The following is a 20,404-nucleotide window of genomic DNA, read 5'->3' as shown; positions in this document are numbered from 1 at the left end:
CCAGTCTAGTTCGCGGGCGCGCTGCCGCCGACCATGCGGCGGGTTCCACCAGACCGCTTCCACATGACGGGGATGCCGTCAGGCTATGACCGCCAGGCGCTCGGCCAGGATCTCGGCGATCTGCACCGCGTTCAGCGCGGCACCCTTGCGCAGGTTGTCGTTGCTGAGGAACAGCACGAGCCCCTTGCCCTCGGGGGCGGACTGGTCGGCACGGATGCGACCCACGAAGCTCGGGTCCTGCCCCGCAGCCTGCAGCGGCGTCGGCACCTCGTCGAGCACGACGCCGGGCGCAGCGCTCAAGACCTCGCGTGCACGCTCGGGCGTGATGTCGTCGGCGAACTCGACGTTGATCGACAGCGAGTGCCCGGTGAAGACCGGTACGCGCACGCAGGTGCCGGCGACGCGAAGATCGGGGAGTTCGAGGATCTTGCGGCTCTCGTTGCGGAGCTTCTTCTCCTCGTCCGTCTCGTTGTCGCCATCCTCGACGAGGTTGCCGGCGAACGGGATGACATCGAACGCGATGGGCGCGATGTACTTCTCCGGCTCGGGGAAGTCGACCGCGGATCCGTCGTGCACGAGGCGCAGGGTGTCGCCCTGGGCCAGCACTCCCTCGACCTGACCGAGGAGCTCCTGGGCACCGGCGAGACCGGACCCGGAGACGGCCTGGTAGGTGGAGACGATCAGACGCTCGAGACCGGCCTCCGCGTGCAGCGCCTTCAGCACGGGCATCGCGGCCATCGTGGTGCAGTTCGGGTTCGCGATGATGCCCTTGGGGCGCTCGTCGATCGCGTGCGGGTTGACCTCGCTGACCACGAGCGGCACCTCGGGGTCCATGCGCCAGGCGCTGGAGTTGTCGACGACCACGGCGCCGGCTGCGGCGAATCGGGGTGCGTAGGCACGGCTCGCCGTGGCACCGGCCGAGAACAGGGCGATATCGATCCCCGCAGCGTCCGCGCTCTCGACGTCTTCCACGATGACGGTGGCGCCGCCGAACTCGATCGCCGTGCCGGCAGAGCGCGCGGACGAGAACAGCCGCAGATCGCGGATCGGGAACGACCGCTCGGCGAGAATCTCGCGCATCACGGTGCCCACCTGGCCGGTGGCGCCGACGATGGCGACGGAGAGTCCTGAATCGGAGATGCGGGTCATGATGTTCCTTGGCGTCGTGCGGTACTGCGTACGAGGCTTCGGGCGCGGCGTCGGGGTGCTGAGGCTGCGCCTGGCGCCGGTGTCAGGGTTGCGGTGAGTCTACCGCGACCGGAAGGAGTGCCGGCTCTCCGCTCCCCGCACTCGAGTCGTCGGCAGGAAAACGAGGGGGAACGGCAGAGATCAGCGGCCGGTGCCGGCGTGGACCGTGGCCTCGGCGTCGCCGTCGAGCCCATAGGCGGTGTGCACGGTGCGAGCGGCCTCGGTGAGGTCGGTGTCGCGGAGCACCACGGAGATGCGGATCTCGGAGGTCGAGATCATCTCGATGTTGATTCCTCCGGCGGAGAGCGCCTCGAAGAGCGTCGCGGAGACGCCCGAGTGCGTGCGCATGCCCGCCCCGACGACCGAGAGCTTGCCGATCTGGTCGTCGTGGATCAGGTTCTGGAACCCGACCTCGGTCTGCTCCCCCGCGAGGGCCTTGAGGGCACCGGCGGCATCCGCCTTCGGCACAGTGAAGGAGATGTCGGTGCGTCCGGTCGCCGACACGTTCTGCACGATCATGTCGACGTTGGCGCCCGACTTCGCGACGATCTTGAAGATCTCGGCGGCCTTGCCCGGCACGTCGGGCACGCCCGCGACCGTGATCTTGGCCTGGCTGAAGTCGGTGGCGACGCCGGCGACGATCGGTTCTTCCATGACTGCTCCCTCGGCTTCGCGAGGGTTCTTCATGCCCTCGCCCAGAACGTACGTGCCCTCGGACGACGAGAAGGTCGACCGGGCGTGAATGAGGACCCCGTGGCGGCGTGCGTACTCGACGGCGCGGATGTACAACACCTTGGCCCCGTTGGCTGCGAGCTCGAGCATCTCCTCGCTCGAGACGTGGTCGAGCTTCTGCGCCTTCGGGATCACACGCGGATCGGCGGTGAAGATGCCGTCGACGTCGCTGTAGATCTCGCACACGTCGGCGTCGAGCGCGGCGGCGAGCGCGACGGCGGTGGTGTCGGATCCTCCACGACCGAGGGTCGTGATGTCGCGGGTGTCGCGGTTGAAGCCCTGGAACCCGGCCACGATCACGATCGCCCCTTCGTCGAGGGCTTCACGCAGGCGCACCGGCGTCACGTCGACGATGCGGGCGGCACCGTGCTGCGAGTCGGTGATCATGCCCGCCTGGCTGCCGGTGAAGGAGCGCGCCTCGAAGCCCATCGAGTGGATCGCCATGGCCAGCAGCGCCATCGAGATGCGCTCTCCGCTGGAGAGCAGCATGTCCAGCTCGCGCGGAGCAGGGATCGGTGCGACCTCGTTCGCGAGGTCGAGCAGCTCGTCGGTGGTGTCGCCCATGGCGCTCACGGCGACCACGACGTCGTGTCCTGCGCGACGCGTGTCGACGATGCGCTTGGCGACGCGCTTGATGCTCTCTGCGTCGGCGACGGATGAGCCGCCGTACTTCTGCACGATGAGGGCCACGATCACTCCCTGGGATGATGGGCGGATCCGCCCACGCTCATTCTACGATCGGCGCGTATGCCCCGCCGCGCATGTGACGCCTGCCGGGTGCGCGGCGAGCAGGCGTCAGAGCGAGGGCGGGAGCGCCTGGGGCGAGACCGGACGGAGGCGGCCGCCGGTGGCAGCGAACCAGCATCCGACGATGATCAGCGGGAAGCCGAGCAGCAGACCGGGAGTCAGGGGTTCGGCGAGGACGATGGCACCGAGGATGATCGCGACCACCGGATTCACGTAGGTGAACAGCGGGGCGCGCACCGGTCCGACCTCACGGATGAGCGCGAAGAACGCCAGGAACGCCACCGCCGTGCAGATCACTGCGAGTGCGAGAAGCGCGGCGATCGACGGCAGCGTGGGCACCTCGTGCTGGGTGAGCGCTCCGATCGGCAGATAGAAGATCCCGATCATCAGCAGGGACAGGGTGATGGTGCCGAGCGAGGGGACGTCGTTGAGCTTGCGCGCCACGATGAACGGCGCGATCGCGTACAGCACGGCGACCAGGAGCACCTCACCAGCGGCGAGAAGGCTGACCTCGCCGCCGAAGAGTCCAGGACCGGCGACGACGACCGCCACGCCGACGAAGCCGACCAGCAGTCCGATGCCGCGGGCGGGCCTCAGCACTCCGCGGTCACCGCCGCCCAGGGCGATCAGGGCGGCGAACAGCGGCACCGTCGCCACGAGCAGACCGGTCATGCCCGAGGGCAGCGTCATCTCGGCATGCCCGAGCAGCACGAAAGGCCCTGCCATCTCGACGGCACCGAAGGCGAGCACCCAGGGCCAGTGCTTCAGAGCGGCTCGCAGCGCTCCGCTGCGGATCGCGAAGGGCAGCAGCAGGAGAGCCGCGATGAGAGTGCGCCCCGCCACGATCGCCGGCGGGGAGAACGACTCGACCGCGACGCTGATGAACAGATACGGCACTCCCCACAGCAGCGCCATGGCCCCGAAGAGGAGCCAGCCGCGCCGCGAGAAGCCCGCGTTCGGGCTCACAGGATGCGCCGGCCCTCGAAGGCACGACCGAGGGTGACCTCGTCGGCGTACTCGAGGTCTCCGCCGACGGGCAGCCCGGAAGCGAGGCGGGAGACCGTGATCTGCATCGTCGTGAGCAGACGGCTGAGGTAGCTCGCGGTCGCCTCCCCCTCGAGGTTCGGGTTGGTGGCGAGGATGACCTCCTGCACCGTGCCGTCGGCGAGGCGTGTCATCAGCTGGGCGATGCGCAGATCGTCCGGACCGATGCCGGCGATGGGGCTGATCGCTCCGCCGAGCACGTGGTAGAGCCCGCGGAACTCCCTGGTGCGCTCGATCGCCGCGACGTCTTTCGCGTCTTCGACCACGCAGATCAGCGCCTGACTGCGGCGCGGATCGCGGCAGATGGCGCAGCGCTCCTGCTCGGCGACGTTGCCACAGACCTCGCAGAACCGCACGCGGGTACGGATCTCGCCGAGCAGCTCGGCGAGACGCGCGACATCGAACGTCGGCGTCTGCAGGATATGGAATGCAATGCGCTGGGCGGACTTGGGCCCGATACCGGGAAGCCGTCCGAACTCGTCGATCAACTCTTGGACGATGCCGTCATACATCAGGAGAACCTCGTCGGGGGCTCGTAGGGCTCTTCGCGCACGAACGTCGCGCCGAGCACCTGGCGGATCACGGCCTCACCGTAGCGCTGCACTCCCCCGGCGGAGGGCTGGCGCTCGACGACGACCGGCGGGGCGGCGGCGGCGACAGCGGTGCGCTGCGTCTGCGGCGCGGACCGCGCAGGAGACGCCTGCTGCGGGAGCGGCGACTCTGCGGGCGGCTCGTACGAAGGGTCGTACGGCGGCTCATCGTCGAAGGCCGGAGCCTCGTCATCGCCGGGCAGCGGGGGCTCGTCTCGGTCCACGGCACCGTCGGAGGGGGGCGCGGGAGCCGAAGCGGCAGCCTCGACCTCTTCGGGCTCGTCGTCGACGGCGAGGGGCGCCGTCGGAACTGGAGCCTGGTTCACCGGCCGCTCGGTCGCGGTCGGGATCGGCGCGACAGCCCATTCCGTCACCGCCGAGGCGGAGGCGCTGCGGGACTGCGGACGGGGGGAACCCGCTGACGCAGGCTCCGATGCGGGAGCGGCATCCGCCGGCGTCGACGCCCCTGACGGCGAGGGCTGACGCGGAGCACCTCCCGCCGGCATGGGCGCCGGCAGGTACTTCACACGCACGCCGAGCTCGTTCTCGATCGCCGACCGCAGGTGATCGGAGGGACCGGAGCCGGGGGTCGTGCCCTTGAACTTCGCCACATCGTGCTGGCTGGTGAACCCGAGGGTCAACACCTCGGTCTCGGTGACGTAGGCAAGCGGCTGCACGGCCGTGGCCAGCAACCAGGACGTGCGGCTGATGCTCTCGAGACGCGTGAGCACCGCCGGCCACGCTGCACGGATCCGCTCGAAGGTGACCGGCCCCTGCGGTGCGGCGACCTCGGGGGCTGCTGTTTCGGGAGCGACGCCGGCGGTCTCGTCTGCGCCTCGCGCGCCTTCTCCCTGCTCGTCTGCCGGGCGCTGATCGGCAGGGGCGGACTCCGCCGCGGTGGGCGCCGGTGCCGCGGGCTCCGCTGCAGCGGCGGCGGGCGCCCCCGAAGGAGCGGCGGACGGAACCGATGCAGAAGCCGCCGGAGCTGGGGCTGCCGGGGGTGCAGACGGTGCTACCGCTGCCGGGGCCGGAGCTGCCGGGGCCGGAGCTGCCGGGGCTGGGGCTGCCGCGGCCGGAGCAGTCGGACGGGCGGAAGCCGTGGCCGCGCGCTCGCCTCCAGCCACGGGCGCCGACGCGGCGGTGTCGGTCGCTCCGGCGAGGACGCGCGCGACCATGAGCTCGAGGTGCAGCCGTGGCGAGGTGGCACCGGACATGTCGTCGAGGGCGGCGCTGACCACATCGGCCGTGCGCGAGAGCCGGGCGGAGCCGAATGCGTCGGCCTGAGCCCGCATGCGCTCCAGGTCGTCTTCCGCGACCCCGCGCAGGACGGCGGAGGCTCCGGGCCCGACCGCCGCGATCACGATGAGGTCGCGCAGACGCTCGAGCAGGTCGTCGACGAAGCGGCGAGGGTCCTGGCCGGTCTGCACCACACGGTCGATCGCGGGGAAGGCGGATGCGGCGTCGCCGGCCGCGAGCGCGTCGACGATCTCGTCGAGCAGCGCAGCGTGCGTGTATCCGAGCAGGGCGACAGCGCGCGCGTAGCCCACCGTGACCGTCTCGGACCCGGCCGGAGCGTCCGACCCGGCGATCAGCTGGTCGAGGAGCGAGAGGGTGTCACGCGGCGAACCGCCACCCGCGCGGACCACGAGCGGGAGCACACCCTGCTCGACGATCACGCCCTCCTCGGCGCACAGCTTGGCGACGTACTCGAGCATCGCGGCAGGCGGCACGAGTCGGAACGGATAGTGGTGGGTGCGCGAGCGGATGGTGCCGAGCACCTTCTCGGGCTCGGTGGTCGCGAAGATGAACTTGACGTGCTCCGGCGGCTCTTCGACGAGCTTCAGCAGCGCGTTGAACCCCTGGGGCGTCACCATGTGCGCCTCGTCGAGGATGAAGATCTTGTAGCGGTCGCGGCTCGGGGCGAAGGTGGCCCGCTCACGCAGGTCGCGCGCGTCGTCGACGCCGTTGTGGCTCGCGGCGTCGATCTCGACCACGTCGAGCGATCCACCGCCGGCGCGCGACAGCTCGACGCAGCTCGGGCACACTCCGCAGGGCACGTCGGTAGGCCCCTCGGCGCAGTTCAGGCACCGCGCCAGGATGCGCGCAGACGTCGTCTTCCCGCACCCGCGAGGACCGGAGAACAGGTAGGCGTGGCCGACCCGGTCGCCTCGCAGCGCCGTCATCAGCGGATCGGTCACCTGGGACTGCCCGATCATCTCGCCGAATGCTTCGGGGCGGTAGCGGCGGTAGAGGGCTGTGGTCACCACAACAGCCTACGGCGTGCCACCGACCTTCGGCGGGCCGAGCGGTCAGTCGATCGGTTCGATCACCGGGATCGCCGTGGTGATCACGGGAACGGACGCCGACATGCGCGTCCCGTCCTCGCGTCGGGCGTCGGCGAACTGCCGGAGGGTCGGCCGTCCGGGGATCAGCGGACCCTGATCGGCGAGCGGCACGACGACCTCATCCTCCACCGTCGCGATGTAGGCCGTGTCCCGCACGCTGAAGGGCACGGGCGGCCCGTTGCGCACTTCCACGCGGAGCTCGTCCTTCGTCACCGTCACCCTCAAGGTCGACCCCTGCCACTGCAGCGGGAACGACAGCGACGGCCATCCGGCAGGGAGCCTCGGGTCGAAGCTGAGGTCGCCGGCATAGTCGCGCATACCGCCGAAACCGCACACCAGCGCTGTCCACACCCCGCCCGCCGACGCCACGTGCACGCCGTCAGCCGCGTTGTGGTGCAGGTCGTGCAGGTCGACGAACAGCGACTGCTCGAAGTACTTCTGCGCGAGGTCCTGGTACCCCACCTCGGCCGCCAGGATCGACTGCACGACGGCCGACAGCGTCGAGTCGCCGGTGGTCAGCGGGTCGTAGTAGTCGAAGTCGGCCTTCTTCTCCTCCGGCGTGAAGTGATTGCCCTGCAGGAACAGCGCGAGCACGACATCCGCCTGCTTGAGCACCTGGAACCGGTAGATCACCAGAGGGTGGAAGTGCAGCAGGAGCGGACGCTGTTCGGCCGGGGTGTTGGCGAGGTCCCAGACCTCGCGCTCGAGGAACAGCGAGTCCTGCGGGTGGATGCCGAGCCCCTCGCTGTAGGGGATGTACATCGCCTCGGCCGCGCGGTCCCAGGCCTCGGCCTCTCCTGGTCCGAGTCCCGTGCGATCGACGAGCTTCACGTAGTCCTCGGGATAGCTCTCGCGGATCTCGCGCACGACCTTGGCCGCGTAGCGGAGGTTGTAGCGCGCCATGACGTTCGTGTACAGGTTGTCGTTGACGACCGTCGTGTACTCGTCAGGGCCGGTGACGCCATGGATGTGGAACGTGTCGATCCCGTCGCCCGCCCCGGTCTCCTCGACCAGACGCGAAGCACGCCAGAACCCGAGCGTCGCCCACAGCCGCGCGGTCTCGATCGCGATGTCCGCGCCCTCGCGGCGCAGGAACTCCTCGTCCCCGGTGGCACGCACGTACTTGCCGAGCGCGAAGCTGATGTCGGCGTTGATGTGGTACTGCGCGGTGCCGGCGGCGTAGTAGGCGGAGGCCTCCTCGCCGTTGATCGTGCGCCACGGGAACAGGGCTCCCGCCTCGTTGAGCTGGGCCGCCCTGCGCCGTGCGGCCGGCAGCATCCCCACCCGTGCGCGGAGGGCGTTGTAGGCCCACCGGGGCGACGTGTAGGTGAGGAAGGGGAGCACGTAGATCTCGGTGTCCCAGAAGTAGTGGCCGCTGTATCCCGAACCCGAGACGCCCTTGGCCGGCACTCCGGCGCCGTCGGCGCGCGCCGATGCCTGAGCGAGCTGGAAGAGGCACCAGCGGGTGGCCTGCTGCAGGTCGTCCCTTCCTCCGATCTGCACGTCGCTGCGGTCCCAGAACGCGTCCAGCCACTCCCTCTGACGACGGAACACCGTCTCGACGCCCTCGTCCGCAGCCCGATCGAGCGTGCGCCGGCACCGGTCGACCAGCTCCCTCGGGGGCACGCCACGCGACGTGTGGTAGCTGACGAGCTTGGTCACGGTGATCGGCACACCGGCCTTCGCCTGCACGCGGAAGACGTTCTTCGCGATGTCGGGCTCGACGAGCGTGCGGGCGTTGAACTCGTTCTCGGTCTCCACCACGTGGTCGGCGACCACCGCGACCGTCATCCCCGAATCGGCGACGCGGTAGGAGAGCGCAGAGCGCAGCCCGTCCTGCCAGTGCTCGGCGGGCTCCAGCACGCGATCGGCGATCTTCTCGGCCTTGCGGGGGTCGAACGCCGCGGCCTTGGTGCCGATCGGCGTACCGGCGTAGACACCGGCGCCGTCCTGCCTGTTCAGCAGCTGGCAGCTGATCGTGACCGGCGCATCCGCGTTCTCGACCACCACCTCGAGTCGCAGTACCGCGAGGTGGCGCTCCTCGAAGCTCACGATCCGCTCGTCACGCATCCGCACCCGCTTGCCCGACGGCGTCTCCCACACGACGAAGCGCTCGAGCACGCCGGTGCGCAGGTCGAGGGTGCGACGGTACTCGCGCACGTCGGCGTCGTCGAGCGAGATCGGCTCGTCGTCGACGTACACCCGCATGACCTTGGCATCCGGTGCGTTGACGATCGTCTGCCCGACCTCGGCGAAGCCGTAGGCCTGTTCGGCATGGCGGATCGGCCACGTCTCGTGCAGCCCGTTGATGAAGGTGCCGTGCTCCTGGGCGCCGCGACCCTCGATGTGGTTGCCGCGCAGACCCAGGTAGCCGTTGCCGACCGAGAACAGCGTCTCGCCGACGCCTTCCTCCGAGTAATGCGTGTCGATCAGACGCCACGGGTCGACGGGGAAGCGGTCGCGATCGATCATGCGGACTCCGGGGTCTCGGTGCGGGAGGCGGGAAGGAAGACGGCGAGGTCGTCGACGACGACGGTCGCACCGGCGGCCCGGAGGGCGTCTGCGCCCGTGCCCCGGTCGACGCCGACGACGGTCGCGAAACCGGCTGCGGCGGCGGAAGCGGCGCCGGACGTGGCGTCTTCGACGGCTACGGCGCGGGCCGGGTCGACGCCGAGGGCGGCGGCACCGGCGGCGAACATGTCGGCTGCGGGCTTGGAGGCCAGACCATCGCGCTCGGCGACGACGCCATCGACCACGATGCGGAAGAAGGAGCGGATGCCGGCGGCGCCGAGGACCTCTTCGGCGTTCTTGGAGCTCGAGACCACCCCGAGCGGGATGCCGGCATCGTGCAGAGCCTCGACGAGGGCGAGCGAGCCGGGATACGCGGCGATGCCCTGACCGCGTAGCGATGCGGCGAACGCGGCGTTCTTGCGGTTGCCGATACCGCACACGGTCTCGGCTGAGGGGTCGTCGTCGACGTCGCCCCATGGCAGCTCGACGTTGCGACTGCGCATCAGGCTCGCCACGCCGTCGTAGCGCTTCTTGCCGTCGACGTAGTCGTAGTAATCGGCATCGTTGTACGGCGGAGTGATGCCCCATCGGGCGAAGACGTCGTCGAAGACGGCCTTCCACGCACGCATGTGCACCTCGGCCGTGGGGGTCAGCACGCCGTCGAGGTCGAACAGCACGCCGTCAGCGTGGAACAGGTCGGGCAGTGCTTCGGGCACAGAGCCTCCAGGAGAAGGGCGATCGTCGGGCCGGCACCTCTCCGTGCCACTGTGCAAGCGTAATGCGGTGACGCGCCACGGGGTAACCCCCGAGAGCGGATCAGAGCAGCTCGGCCGTCTGCCTGGCGATCTGCAGTTCCTCGTCGGTGGGCACCACCAGCACCGTGACGCGAGACGCATCCGCGGAGATGCGCCGGATGCCCCGCTCGCGCGCCTCGTTCCTCGCCCCGTCGATCTCCACACCGGCGAACCCGAGCGTCGCCATGGCCGCAGCGCGCACCGGGGCCGCGTTCTCGCCCACACCGGCCGTGAAGGCGATGACGTCCACTCCCCCGAGCTGTGCGATATAGGCACCTGCGTACGCACGCAGGCGGTGCACGTAGACGTCGAAGGCGAGGATCGCCGCGTCGTCCTCGGCCTCGACACCGGCGAGGATGTCGCGCATGTCACTGCGCCCCGCGAGGCCGGCGAGCCCGCTGCGGGTGTTGAGCAGGGAATCGAGGTCGTCGATCGACAGGCCGGCGCGGCGCGACAGGTGCACGAGCGCCGCCGGGTCGATGTCTCCGGAGCGTGTGCCCATGACCAGGCCCTCGAGCGGCGTGAGGCCCATCGAGGTCTCCACCGACCTGCCGCCGTCGATCGCGGTCACCGACGCGCCGTTGCCGAGGTGGAACACCAGCTGACGGAGCTCGGAGATGTCGCGGCCGAGGAACGCGGCGGCCGACTCGCTCACGTACTGGTGGCTCGTGCCGTGGAAGCCGTAGCGTCGCACCCGATGCTCCGCGGCGAGCGCGGCGTCGATCGCATAGGTGTAGGCGGCGGGCGGGAGCGTCTGGTGGAAGGCGGTGTCGAACACCGCGACGTGCGGCACCTCGTCGAACACCGCCCGCGCGGCACGGATACCGGCGAGGTTCGCGGGGTTGTGCAGCGGCGCGAGCACCGCGAGCTCGTCGATCTGACGTTCCACGTCGGCGTCGATGAGGGTCGGGGCGTAGAAGCGCGCACCACCGTGGACGACGCGATGCCCGACCGCGACGGGGCGGTGGTCGTCGAGCGAGGGGCCGTGAGCGGCGAACTGCTCTCGCATCACCTCGAACGCCTCAGCGTGGTCGGCGATCGGCCGCTCGCTGCGGAAGGTGGCATCGAGCATCGTCGGCACGGCATCGCCGTCGACGACGGGGCGCACGGTGTGGGCGACCGGGCTGGCCTGCTGACCGATGCGCTCGATCAGTCCGCTCGCGAGGAGGTTCTCCTGCTCGATGTCGATCAGGCTGTACTTCAGTGACGAGGATCCGCTGTTGATGACCAGGATGGCGCTCATGCCGGGTCCTCCGACTGCTCTGTCGTCCGCTCTGCTCCCTGCGCCTGGATGGCCGTGATCGCCACCGTGTTGACGATATCGGCGACGAGGGCACCACGGGAGAGATCGTTGATGGGCTTGTTGAGGCCCTGCAGCACCGGTCCGATCGCGACGGCGCCGGCCGAGCGCTGCACGGCCTTGTACGTGTTGTTGCCGGTGTTGAGGTCGGGGAACACGAATACGGTCGCCCTGCCCGCCACGGCAGAGTCGGGGAGCTTGGCCTTGGCCACTGCCGCGTCCGCCGCCGCGTCGTACTGGATCGGGCCCTCGACGGGAAGCTCGGGGGCGCGCTCGCGCACGAGAGCCGTGGCCGCGCGCACCTTGTCGACATCGGCACCGGAGCCGGACTCCCCCGTCGAGTACGAGAGCATCGCCACCCGTGGATCGATGCCGAACTGCCGGGCGGTCGTCGCCGACGAGACCGCGATGTCGGCGAGCTGCTCGCTGGTGGGGTCGGGGATCACGGCGCAGTCGCCGTAGACGAGCACGCGGTCGGCGAGCGCCATCAGGAACACGCTGGAGACCACGTTCACACCCGGCTTGGTCTTGATGATCTCGAACGACGGGCGGATCGTGTGCGCCGTGGTGTGCGCGGCGCCGGACACCATGCCGTCGGCGAGTCCGAGATGCACCATCATGGTGCCGAAGTACGACACGTCGGTCACGGTGTCGGCGGCCTGAGCGATGGTGATCCCCTTGTGCGCCCGCAGCCGTGCGTACTCCGCGGCGAAGCGCTCGACGAGGCCGGGGTCGTTGGGACTGAGCACCTGAGCCGCAGCGATGTCGATCCCCAGTTCGGCCGCCCGACCACGGATGGCCGCCTCGTCGCCGAGGATCGTCAGATCGGCTACCTCTCTCGCCAGCAGCGTCGCCGCGGCGCGGAGGATGCGGTCGTCGTCCCCTTCCGGCAGCACGATGCGACGGCGGTCCGCGCGGGCGCGCTCGATGAGTCCGTACTGGAACATCAGCGGCGTCACCACGTGCGCTTCCGCGAGCCCGAGCTGCTCCGTCAGTTCCGTGATGTCGACGTGGGCCTGGAAGAGGGCGAGCGCGCGGTCGTACCGTGTTCGCGAGTCGGCGGAGATGCGTCCTCGAGTGCTCATCACCCGGACCGCCGTGTCGTAGGTGCCCAGATCGGTGGTGATGATCGGCACCGACGACGCGAAGCCGTCGAGCAGCTGCACGATGGGCTCAGGCAGCGGGAACGGTCCGTTCAGGATGATGCCGGCGATGCGCGGGAAGGTGCCGGACGAATCGGCCAGCAGCGCGGCGAGCAGCACCTCGGTACGGTCGGCGGGGATCACCACCACGGCCTCTTCGGTGAGCCGCGGCAGCACATTGACCATCGACATGCCGGCGACGACGATCGTCAGCGCCTCTCGCGTCAGCCGGTCGTCATCGCCTTTGAGCAGGGTGCCGTCGACGGCGGCGAGGATGCCGCGGATCGAGGGCGCGACCAGTGCGCGGTCCTCGGGGATCGCCCACACGGGTGTGCTCTCGGCCGGCAGGGCTGCGTGCACGGCAGCGACGATGTCGTCGAGCGCTGCGGGATCGGCGCGGTTCACGGCGACGGCGAACAGCTCTGCACGCTCCTCCGCGAGCTCGGACAGGGCGAGAGCGGCGATCTGCGCGATCGCCGCAGCCGGACGAGCCGTCGTCGTGCCCAGCTGCTCGGCCTGACGCTGTTGGTCGCGGCCGCTGAGCACGAGCAGCACCGGCGCACCGAGGTTCGCCGCGATCCTGGCGTTGAAGCCGAGCTCGGCGGGACTCGCCACATCGGTGTAGTCGCTGCCGACCACGACCACGGCGTCGCACTGCGCCTCGACGGCCTTGAATCGCGCCACGATCGTCGACAGCGCGGCCTCGGGGTCGGCGCGCACATCGTCGTAGGTGACGCCGATGCAGTCGTCGTAGTCGAGGTTCACCCCGTCGTGGGCGAGCAGGAGCTCCAGGATCTCGTCTCGTTCCGTGACCGACCGGGCGATGGGCCGGAACACGCCGACCCGCGGCGAGACGCGCATCAGGGCATCGAGAGCCCCGAGGGCGATCGTCGACTTGCCGGTATGGCCTTCGGCCGAGGTGATGTAGATGCTCTGCGCCACGGCTTCAGCTTAGGCGCGGCGTCGATGAACGCACCGAGCGTCGCACCGGATCAATTGCCTGGCGTCACTCGCACGGTCCGGACAGGGCGTCGACGACGGCCGTGGCATCAGCGCCGAACCGGGAGTAGTAGTCGCGATCGGTGTTGATCTGCACCCGATGGATCGCGTGCGACGGCTCCATCGTCTGCCAGTCGGGGAGCCGTCCGAGCCGCTCGAAGAACAGCGTCGTCGCCGTCGCGGGATCCATCCTCTGCTCGGCGCTGCCCCACCACTCCTGCTGCTGGAACAGTCCGATGCTGGTGGTGCGCGAACCGTCGGGGTTCGTGAATCCGCGCGTCTCCCAGTCGCCGTAGTCGATGTTGCGCAGGCTGCTCTCGCCCATCGCCGTCATCACACCGAGGATCTGCCCGTCCCGTCCGAAGCCGAGCGCTCCCGCCGTGCGGATGATCGTGGCGGCGTTCTCGAGCTGCTCGCCGCTCCAGCCCTCGATCCCCGCCGCGGGGAACGTCTGCGGATCGTCGATGCAGATCGGTGCGGGATCGCGCGCGAGACCGAGCGGGATCAGGACGAAGAGGCCGACGGCCACGATGAGCGCACCGGCGGAAAGCAGAAGGCGCTGCGCGATCTTCCGGCGTCGGAGGCGATTCGCCGCCTGGCGTCGAGCACCGGGCTTGCGCCGACGCTTCGCGGTTCCTCGCCGCGTCGTCTTCCTCGCCGCCGGCTTGCGCTTCGCTCGCGACGCCGGTGCGGCACTCATACGGGCAGGGCTCCGCGCTCGGCTCTCGGGCGGCGACCGACGAAGGCGGCCACGCCGCCGCCGATGGCGCCGAACAGGTGCCCCTGCCAGGAGATGCCCTCGGCGACACCGAAGACGCCGGCGAACATCGATCCCCCGTACACCCCGATCACGACCACGGCGATCACGGCGTACAGGATGCGGTGCGCGACGCGGCCGGGGGCGAACACCCGCATGACGACATAGCCGAAGTAGCCGAACACCAGCCCCGATGCGCCGACCGTGAGTGTGCCCGGCGCGTTGAACACCCAGGTGCCGATGCCGCCGACGAGCGCGACGACGGCCGTGACGGCCCAGAACCGGCGGGTGCCCTCCACGGCGACGAGGCACCCGAGCACCAGGATCGGCACCGAGTTCGCGATGAGATGCTGCCAGTTCGCGTGCAGGAGTGGCCCGAGCACGATGCCCCCGAGTCCGGAGGCGTCCCCGGAGCGCAACCCGAAGCCGGTGAAGGAGCCGGGGAGGATCGCGTCGGCGAACTGCACGACCCACATGGCGACGAGCAGCAGCACCGGTGAGGCGAATCGGCCGAGCGGGTGCTGCGCCTGAGGCGGGGTGACGGTCACCGGACGATTGTCGCAGGTGCAGCCAGGAGACGACTGAGCGTCGGACGGACCCGCCCGCCGGAAATGAAAGTGACCCTCCGCGCACCCAGCAGAGCCCGGTTACCCTTGCTGCGTTTCCGCCCTGGGGGAATTGGCCTGGATGCCGCCACGCGGAGAGCCGTCAACCATCCTAACCCGACCGGCGCCGCGTTTCGAACCGCGCTCCCCTGCGCGCCTATCCGGTGCACGCATCCTCAGGGGAACCTGCCAGAGCGGCGCATCGTGCGCAGGGTTACGATCGAGTGACGCGCACCGCAGCGCCGCGATGTGAGAGGGAACGCATGCCAGAGAACGCCCCCCTGATGCCGGTGACGATCGACGCCGAACGCTTCGCCGCGCAGACGTCGGCCATCCTCGGTTCGATCGGCCAGGTCATCGACGGGAAACCGGATGCGGTGCGCAGCGCTCTCGTATGCCTGCTCGCCGAAGGGCACCTGCTCATCGAGGACGTTCCCGGCGTGGGGAAGACGATGCTCGCCAGGGCTCTCGCCGCCAGCGTGGACGCGACGGTGCGACGCATCCAGTTCACCCCGGATCTGCTGCCGGGCGACGTCACGGGCGTCTCGGTCTACAACCCGGTCGACCGCGAGTTCGAGTTCAAGCGCGGTGCCGTGTTCGCGCACATCGTGATCGCCGACGAGATCAACCGCTCCTCCCCCAAGACGCAGTCCGCCCTGCTGGAGGCGATGGAGGAGGGCCAGGTCACGGTCGACGGCTCCACCCACCAGCTCCCCCAGCCGTTCCTGGTCGTCGCGACCCAGAACCCCCTGGAGATGGAGGGCACGTACGCCCTCCCCGAAGCGCAGCGCGATCGGTTCATGATGCGCATCTCGATGGGATACCCCGACGCCGCGGCCGAGGCCCTCATGCTGCGCCAGCGTGACGTGGTGAGCCCGCTCGCCGCCGTCTCGCCCGTCGCCGATGCGTCCTCGATCTCGCAGCTCATCGCATGGGCACGGTCCGTGCACGTCGCGCCGGCCCTCGAGGAGTACACGGTCGCCCTCGCGCAGGCGACGCGCAACGACCCGAACCTCCACCTCGGCGCCAGCCCCAGGGCCACGCTGCAGCTGGTCAGGGCGGCGAAGGTGTGGGCGGCGCTCGACGGCCGCGACTACGTGATCCCCGATGACATCACTGCCCTGCTCATCCCGGTCCTCGCGCACCGTCTGCTTCCGGCGCGCGGCGCACATCGCACGGGAGCCCAGCCCGTCGAGGCCGCTCTCACCCAGATCGTCGAGCGGGTGCGCGTACCCGTCGCGACCCGTTCCTGACACACCGATCATGCGACGACGACGAGCCCTCACCGGTCGCGGCGCCGGAGCGCTCGTCGCCGCGCTCTGCTGCATGATCGCCGCGAACCTGCTGGGCACCCGCATCCTGCTGTACCTCGGCGTGCTGCTGGCGGCGGTCACGCTCTTCTCCCTCCTCGCCGTCAGGCTGCCCCGACGATCCGGCACCGTCACGCGGCAGATCTCCACCGATCTGCTGACGGTGTCCGAGACGTCCCGCGTGACCGTGCGCTTCTCGCTGCGCGCGATCCGCGTCCCCCGCGGGCTCTGGCACGATGTGCTCCCCGACGCGGTGTCGGGCGACTCCGGCGGCGAGTATCCTCCGGAGAACGGGCAGCTCAGCTACCTGATCACCGGCGTCAGAAGAGGCGTCTGGCCGTTGGGTCCTCTGATGCTGCGCACCGTCGACCCGTTCGGGCTGGCCCAGCGTGAGCAGGCGTTCGGCGAGACCCGGAGCGTCACCGTGGTGCCAGAGGTGTTCGCCCTCGCCCCGCTCGCCGTGCGGGTCGGGGCGGCCGGGGGGACAGCGCACACCTCATCGACCAGGCTCGGACAGGGCAGTGACAACCTCTCGCCGCGCGGCTACATCCCGGGGGATTCGATGCGGCGCATCCACTGGCGTGCCACGGCACACCGCGGTCAGCTCATGGTTCGCCAGGAAGAGGAGGAGTCCAGCCCCGACGCGGTGGTCGTGCTGGACCGGAGCGGGCGCCGCTGGGATACCCAGGGGAGCGACGTTGATCCTGCCTTCGAATCCGCCGTCTCGCTGTGCGCTTCCGCGGCCGTGCATCTGGCCTCCGAGGGGTACAGCGTCGACGTGATCGACAGCGCAGGCACGTTGCTCGGCGCCCTCCGCGGGCACGAGGACGACCGCGACAGCCTGCTCGCAGCGCTCGCGATGGTCACGCCTCGCGGGGAGAGCCGCGACCTGATGGCACTCATCGGAGGCACGCCTCCCGGACCGCTCGTCTACATCACCGGGCGCCTCGATGAGGAGGACGCCACACTGCTGAGGTCGGCGGGCGCCGCAGCGCCGATGCTGTTCAGCACCGAGCTTCTTCCGGGGGCCACCGAAGCGGCGGCACGTCATGGGTGGACCGTCGCGCCCCTCGGCGAGGACATCTCGGCCGCGTGGGAGGATGCCGTCTCCGCACGGATCGGAGTCGGCGATGTTCCGCGCTGAGCACGCCCCGCCGAGCCCCGCCGCCGTCGAGCGCAGGCCGGCGTTCTGGCACCGCGACCACGACGATCCCCCCGGGGCCGTCGGTCCCGGCGCGCTCGCGGCGACGGCGGCACTCGTGGCCATGTGGCCGTTCACCTCGGTGATCGCACCCGGGGCGTGGTCGTTCACCGTGATCGCGGTCATCGTCGCCGTGGCCGGGTCGGGAATGCTCGCGCGGCACCTGCTGCGTCGCCGGGCTGCCTGGGTGCAGGATCTCGCCACGCTCGCTGTGCAGATCGTGGTCGCCGTCGCCGTGGTGACGCTGCTCATCGCCGGCGATACGGCTCTCTTCGGCATCATCCCGACGTCGGAGACCGCGACGCTGTTCGGCGTGCTGGGCGCCTCCGCGGTCGAAGCGGTCGTGTTCGGGTCCGCTCCTCTGGACCCGTCCCCCGGCCTCGCGGCCGCGATGGGCGTCGGCTTCGCGGTGGTCGCCATCCTGCTCGACCACCTCGTGGCGCACCGGTCGGCCGTGCTGGCGGTGCTCCTGACCGGAGTCGTCGGCGCGGTGCCGATGATCGTCACGCTCGGCGACACCAACGTCGCCTGGTTCGTGCTGTTCGGCGTGATCGCACTGCTGCTGCTCCGCTACACGGCCAGGAAGCATCCCGAGTCCCCTCGCCGTTCGTCGACGTCTCTGGCTGTGGCGGTGGGGGCTGCCGCGCTTGCGACGACCGTGGCCATCGCCCCACTGCTTCCCGTCACCGCGAGCCTCGCCGGCAACGGAACCGGGGTGACCGTGGACGCCTCGCTGCGCCTCGGTGACGATCTGCGACAGCCGAACCCGGTCGAGGTGCTCACGGTGGCCGCCGAGGGCGAGACCGCGCCCTACCTGCGCCTGACCACCCTCTCCCGCTTCGACGGCCGCGTCTGGCAGCCCGACGACAGCGATCTGCAGGCGCAGGACGACGGGTTCGGGCCCCCGGAATGGGCAGAGGACATCGCGACGGAGGAGCAGAACACCTCGATCAGGGTGCTGCGGATGTCGAGCTCCTGGCTACCCGTACCCTATCCCGCAACCGCCGTGCAGGGCCTCAGCGACGCGTGGAGGATCGCTCCGGACAACCGCACGCTCTACTCCCGGGGCGCGGACGCCGTCGGCAACGACTACACGGTCACCTCCACGCGGCTCATCCCCACCCTCGAACAGATCAGGGCGGTCGATGCCGCGTCTCCTGTGGTCGACCCCGACGCGGAGCCGGTCGAGCTGCCGGACATCATCAGCGAGCTCGCCGACGACGTGACCGCGGCCGCGAGCACCGACTACGACCGGCTCGTCGCGCTGCAGAACTGGTTCCGCTCGCAGTTCACCTATTCACTCGAGACGCCGGTGGAAGAGGGCTTCGACGGGACGGGAGCCGACGCCGTCGCGGAGTTCCTCGACGTCCGTTCCGGATACTGCGTGCATTTCGCCGGGGCGTTCGCTCTGATGGCGGAGAGCCTCGACATGCAGGTGCGCATCGTCGTGGGGTACCTCCCCGGCTCCCTCACCGACGAGAAGCGCGGCAGCGAGTCGGTGTTCTCCGTGACCAGCGACCGGCTGCACTCCTGGCCGGAGGTGCTGTTCCCCGGCATCGGATGGGTGCCCTTCGAGCCCACCGCCTCCCTGGGCGTGCCCACCGCGTTCCGTCCCGGAGCGACGCAGGGCGGCAGCGCCGGAACCCCGTCGACACCCGCTCCGACCACGGCGCCGCAGGCCGAGGAGACGTCCGGTCCGGAGATCGATCGCAACGACGCCGGAGGCGACTCGGCCAGCAGCGACGAGCTGCGTCGCCTCGACCCGACGCCGGTCGTCTTCACTGCGTTCGGCGTCGCCGTGGTGCTCCTGCTTCCTGCGATGATCCGCCTCGTGGAACGCCGCATGCGCCTGAGCAGAGCGCGCCGAGGGGACTCCGCGGCTGCATGGGCCGAGTTGCGGGATACGCTGATCGACCTGCAGATCCCCGTCTCGGACGCCGACACCCCCCGAGTGCGCGCAGCCGGCCTGGTGGCACAGCATCAGGTCCCTGCCGAGGCGATGCGGCAGCTCACGGACGCGGTCGAGCGCTCGAACTACGCCCGCGCCGACGAGAGGGCCGACGATCTCTCCAAGCCCCTGAAGGAGGTGCTGACCGGATTGCGTCGGAGCGCCGACCGCAGGACGAGGGTGCAGGCGGTGGTGCTGCCGCGTTCTCTGTACGCTCCGCGAGCCGCCGAGCCGGGCGTGACGACGGCCTGAGCAGTGCCGCGGTGCCGACCGCTCAGGCGGCGTGAGCGGTGCAGCGCACGGCGTCGCAGCCTTCGCAGACCACGAACTGCGATCGACACGACAGATCGGGGCAGTTCGCGGTGCGCTTGGTCGGCGCGCCGCACCCGATGCATTCCCCGATGACGGCTGCGTGGTCGGAGAAGTCGACGGACCCTCGACCATCGAACACGTAGAGCGATCCGTCCCAGAGCCCGTCGTCGCCGAACTTCTCGCCGTATCGGACGATGCCGCCTTCGAGCTGATACACCTCACCGAACCCGCGGGCCGTCATCAGGCTGGAAAGCACCTCGCAGCGGATGCCACCGGTGCAGTACGTGACGACGGGCTTGCCCTTCAAGTCGTCGTAGACGCCGGAGTCGAGGAGCTCGACGAAGTCCCTGGTGGTCTCGGTGTCGGGCACGACAGCCCCGCGGAAGCGCCCGATCTGCGCCTCGAGGGCGTTCCTCCCGTCGAAGAACACCACGTCGCCGCCGCGCTCTTCCACGAGGCCGTGCAGTTCCTCCGGGGTCAGCCGGGTGCCGCCGCCGACCACACCGTCCTCGTCGACGCGAAGCTCCCCCGGTGCGCCGAACGACACGATCTCGTCACGCACCTTGACGCTGAGCTTCGGGAAGTCGAGGCTGCGACCCTCGGCGTCCAGACCGGTCCCCTCGCTCCATTTGATGTCAGCACCGGCGAACGGGCGGTATGAGCGGAACGAACGCAGCCACTTCTTGAGCGCGGTGATGTCGCCGCCGAGCGTGCCGTTGATGCCGTCCTTCGAGATGAGCAGGCGTCCGCGCAGGCCGAGTGCCTCGCCGAGGTCACGCTGCCAGACGCGCACGGCATCCGGGTCGGCCAGAGGGGTGAACGCGTAGAAGAGGACGATCTTTGGTGTTGCCACCTAGGGATTTTACGTCGTCCGCCTGC

At 70.1% G+C, this 20,404-nt stretch carries 15 protein-coding genes and 1 other RNA gene; 3 read left to right on the top strand and 13 right to left on the bottom strand.

Features of this window, described 5'->3' with window-relative positions; all coding sequences use genetic code 11:
- Positions 1-78: 78 nt before the first annotated feature.
- From HDC31_RS04260 to ffs, 12 genes are all read right to left on the bottom strand, one after another.
- Positions 79-1,149 (bottom strand): aspartate-semialdehyde dehydrogenase, encoded by a 1,071-nt coding sequence (locus HDC31_RS04260; protein WP_113681259.1) that lies wholly within the window; start codon positions 1,147-1,149, stop codon positions 79-81.
- A gap of 180 nt (positions 1,150-1,329) precedes the next feature.
- On the bottom strand, positions 1,330-2,610 hold the full coding sequence (locus HDC31_RS04255; RefSeq protein WP_046747949.1) for an aspartate kinase: 1,281 nt from the start codon (positions 2,608-2,610) through the stop codon (positions 1,330-1,332).
- A gap of 105 nt (positions 2,611-2,715) precedes the next feature.
- Positions 2,716-3,633, bottom strand: coding sequence for a DMT family transporter (locus tag HDC31_RS20485; RefSeq protein WP_113681260.1), 918 nt, complete (start codon positions 3,631-3,633; stop codon positions 2,716-2,718).
- A complete protein-coding gene (gene recR / locus HDC31_RS04245; RefSeq protein WP_046747905.1) occupies positions 3,630-4,223 on the bottom strand; it encodes a recombination mediator RecR in 594 nt (197 codons plus the stop codon). Before recR ends, HDC31_RS20485 begins: the two co-directional genes overlap by 4 nt.
- Positions 4,223-6,565 (bottom strand): DNA polymerase III subunit gamma and tau, encoded by a 2,343-nt coding sequence (locus HDC31_RS04240; RefSeq protein WP_179515848.1) that lies wholly within the window; start codon positions 6,563-6,565, stop codon positions 4,223-4,225. Before HDC31_RS04240 ends, recR begins: the two co-directional genes overlap by 1 nt.
- A gap of 45 nt (positions 6,566-6,610) precedes the next feature.
- Complete coding sequence (locus tag HDC31_RS04235) at positions 6,611-9,118, bottom strand: glycoside hydrolase family 65 protein (RefSeq protein ID WP_046747903.1); 2,508 nt, start codon at positions 9,116-9,118, stop codon at positions 6,611-6,613.
- Complete coding sequence (locus HDC31_RS04230) at positions 9,115-9,873, bottom strand: HAD-IA family hydrolase (RefSeq protein WP_179515847.1); 759 nt, start codon at positions 9,871-9,873, stop codon at positions 9,115-9,117. Before HDC31_RS04230 ends, HDC31_RS04235 begins: the two co-directional genes overlap by 4 nt.
- A 100-nt stretch (positions 9,874-9,973) precedes the next feature.
- A complete protein-coding gene (locus HDC31_RS04225) occupies positions 9,974-11,194 on the bottom strand; it encodes an acetate/propionate family kinase (RefSeq protein ID WP_113681383.1) in 1,221 nt (406 codons plus the stop codon).
- Positions 11,191-13,335, bottom strand: coding sequence for a phosphate acetyltransferase (gene pta / locus HDC31_RS04220; protein ID WP_113681384.1), 2,145 nt, complete (start codon positions 13,333-13,335; stop codon positions 11,191-11,193). The genes HDC31_RS04225 and pta overlap by 4 nt, the downstream gene beginning before the upstream one ends.
- Positions 13,336-13,399: 64 nt before the next feature.
- The gene (locus tag HDC31_RS04215; protein ID WP_052748705.1) at positions 13,400-14,092 is read right to left on the bottom strand and encodes a hypothetical protein; all 693 of its coding nucleotides are present in this window, start codon (positions 14,090-14,092) and stop codon (positions 13,400-13,402) included.
- Positions 14,089-14,697, bottom strand: a complete 609-nt coding sequence (locus tag HDC31_RS04210) for a rhomboid family intramembrane serine protease (protein ID WP_179515846.1) — start codon at positions 14,695-14,697, stop codon at positions 14,089-14,091. Before HDC31_RS04210 ends, HDC31_RS04215 begins: the two co-directional genes overlap by 4 nt.
- A gap of 65 nt (positions 14,698-14,762) precedes the next feature.
- Positions 14,763-14,859, bottom strand: an RNA gene (gene ffs, locus HDC31_RS04205) — signal recognition particle sRNA small type.
- 158 nt (positions 14,860-15,017) lie between these two features.
- Between ffs and HDC31_RS04200 the strand changes: the two genes are divergently transcribed.
- From HDC31_RS04200 to HDC31_RS04190, 3 genes are read left to right on the top strand one after another with little or no spacing between them, the layout of a single operon-like run.
- Positions 15,018-16,007 (top strand): MoxR family ATPase, encoded by a 990-nt coding sequence (locus HDC31_RS04200; protein ID WP_113681385.1) that lies wholly within the window; start codon positions 15,018-15,020, stop codon positions 16,005-16,007.
- Between the two features lie 10 nt (positions 16,008-16,017).
- A complete protein-coding gene (locus HDC31_RS04195; protein WP_058632103.1) occupies positions 16,018-17,208 on the top strand; it encodes a DUF58 domain-containing protein in 1,191 nt (396 codons plus the stop codon).
- On the top strand, positions 17,195-19,465 hold the full coding sequence (locus tag HDC31_RS04190) for a DUF3488 and transglutaminase-like domain-containing protein (protein ID WP_179515845.1): 2,271 nt from the start codon (positions 17,195-17,197) through the stop codon (positions 19,463-19,465). Before HDC31_RS04195 ends, HDC31_RS04190 begins: the two co-directional genes overlap by 14 nt.
- Before the next feature lie 22 nt (positions 19,466-19,487).
- On the opposite strand, the gene HDC31_RS04185 is transcribed toward HDC31_RS04190, so the two are convergent.
- A complete protein-coding gene (locus HDC31_RS04185; RefSeq protein WP_113681758.1) occupies positions 19,488-20,378 on the bottom strand; it encodes a rhodanese-related sulfurtransferase in 891 nt (296 codons plus the stop codon).
- Positions 20,379-20,404: the final 26 nt, after the last annotated feature.

It is taken from the genome of Microbacterium sp. JAI119, from assembly GCF_013410135.1.
In the GTDB taxonomy this organism is placed as follows: Bacteria; Actinomycetota; Actinomycetes; order Actinomycetales; family Microbacteriaceae; genus Microbacterium; species Microbacterium oxydans.
Note: the sequence above shows the minus strand (reverse complement) of the source record. Positions and strands in the feature narration are given on the sequence as shown.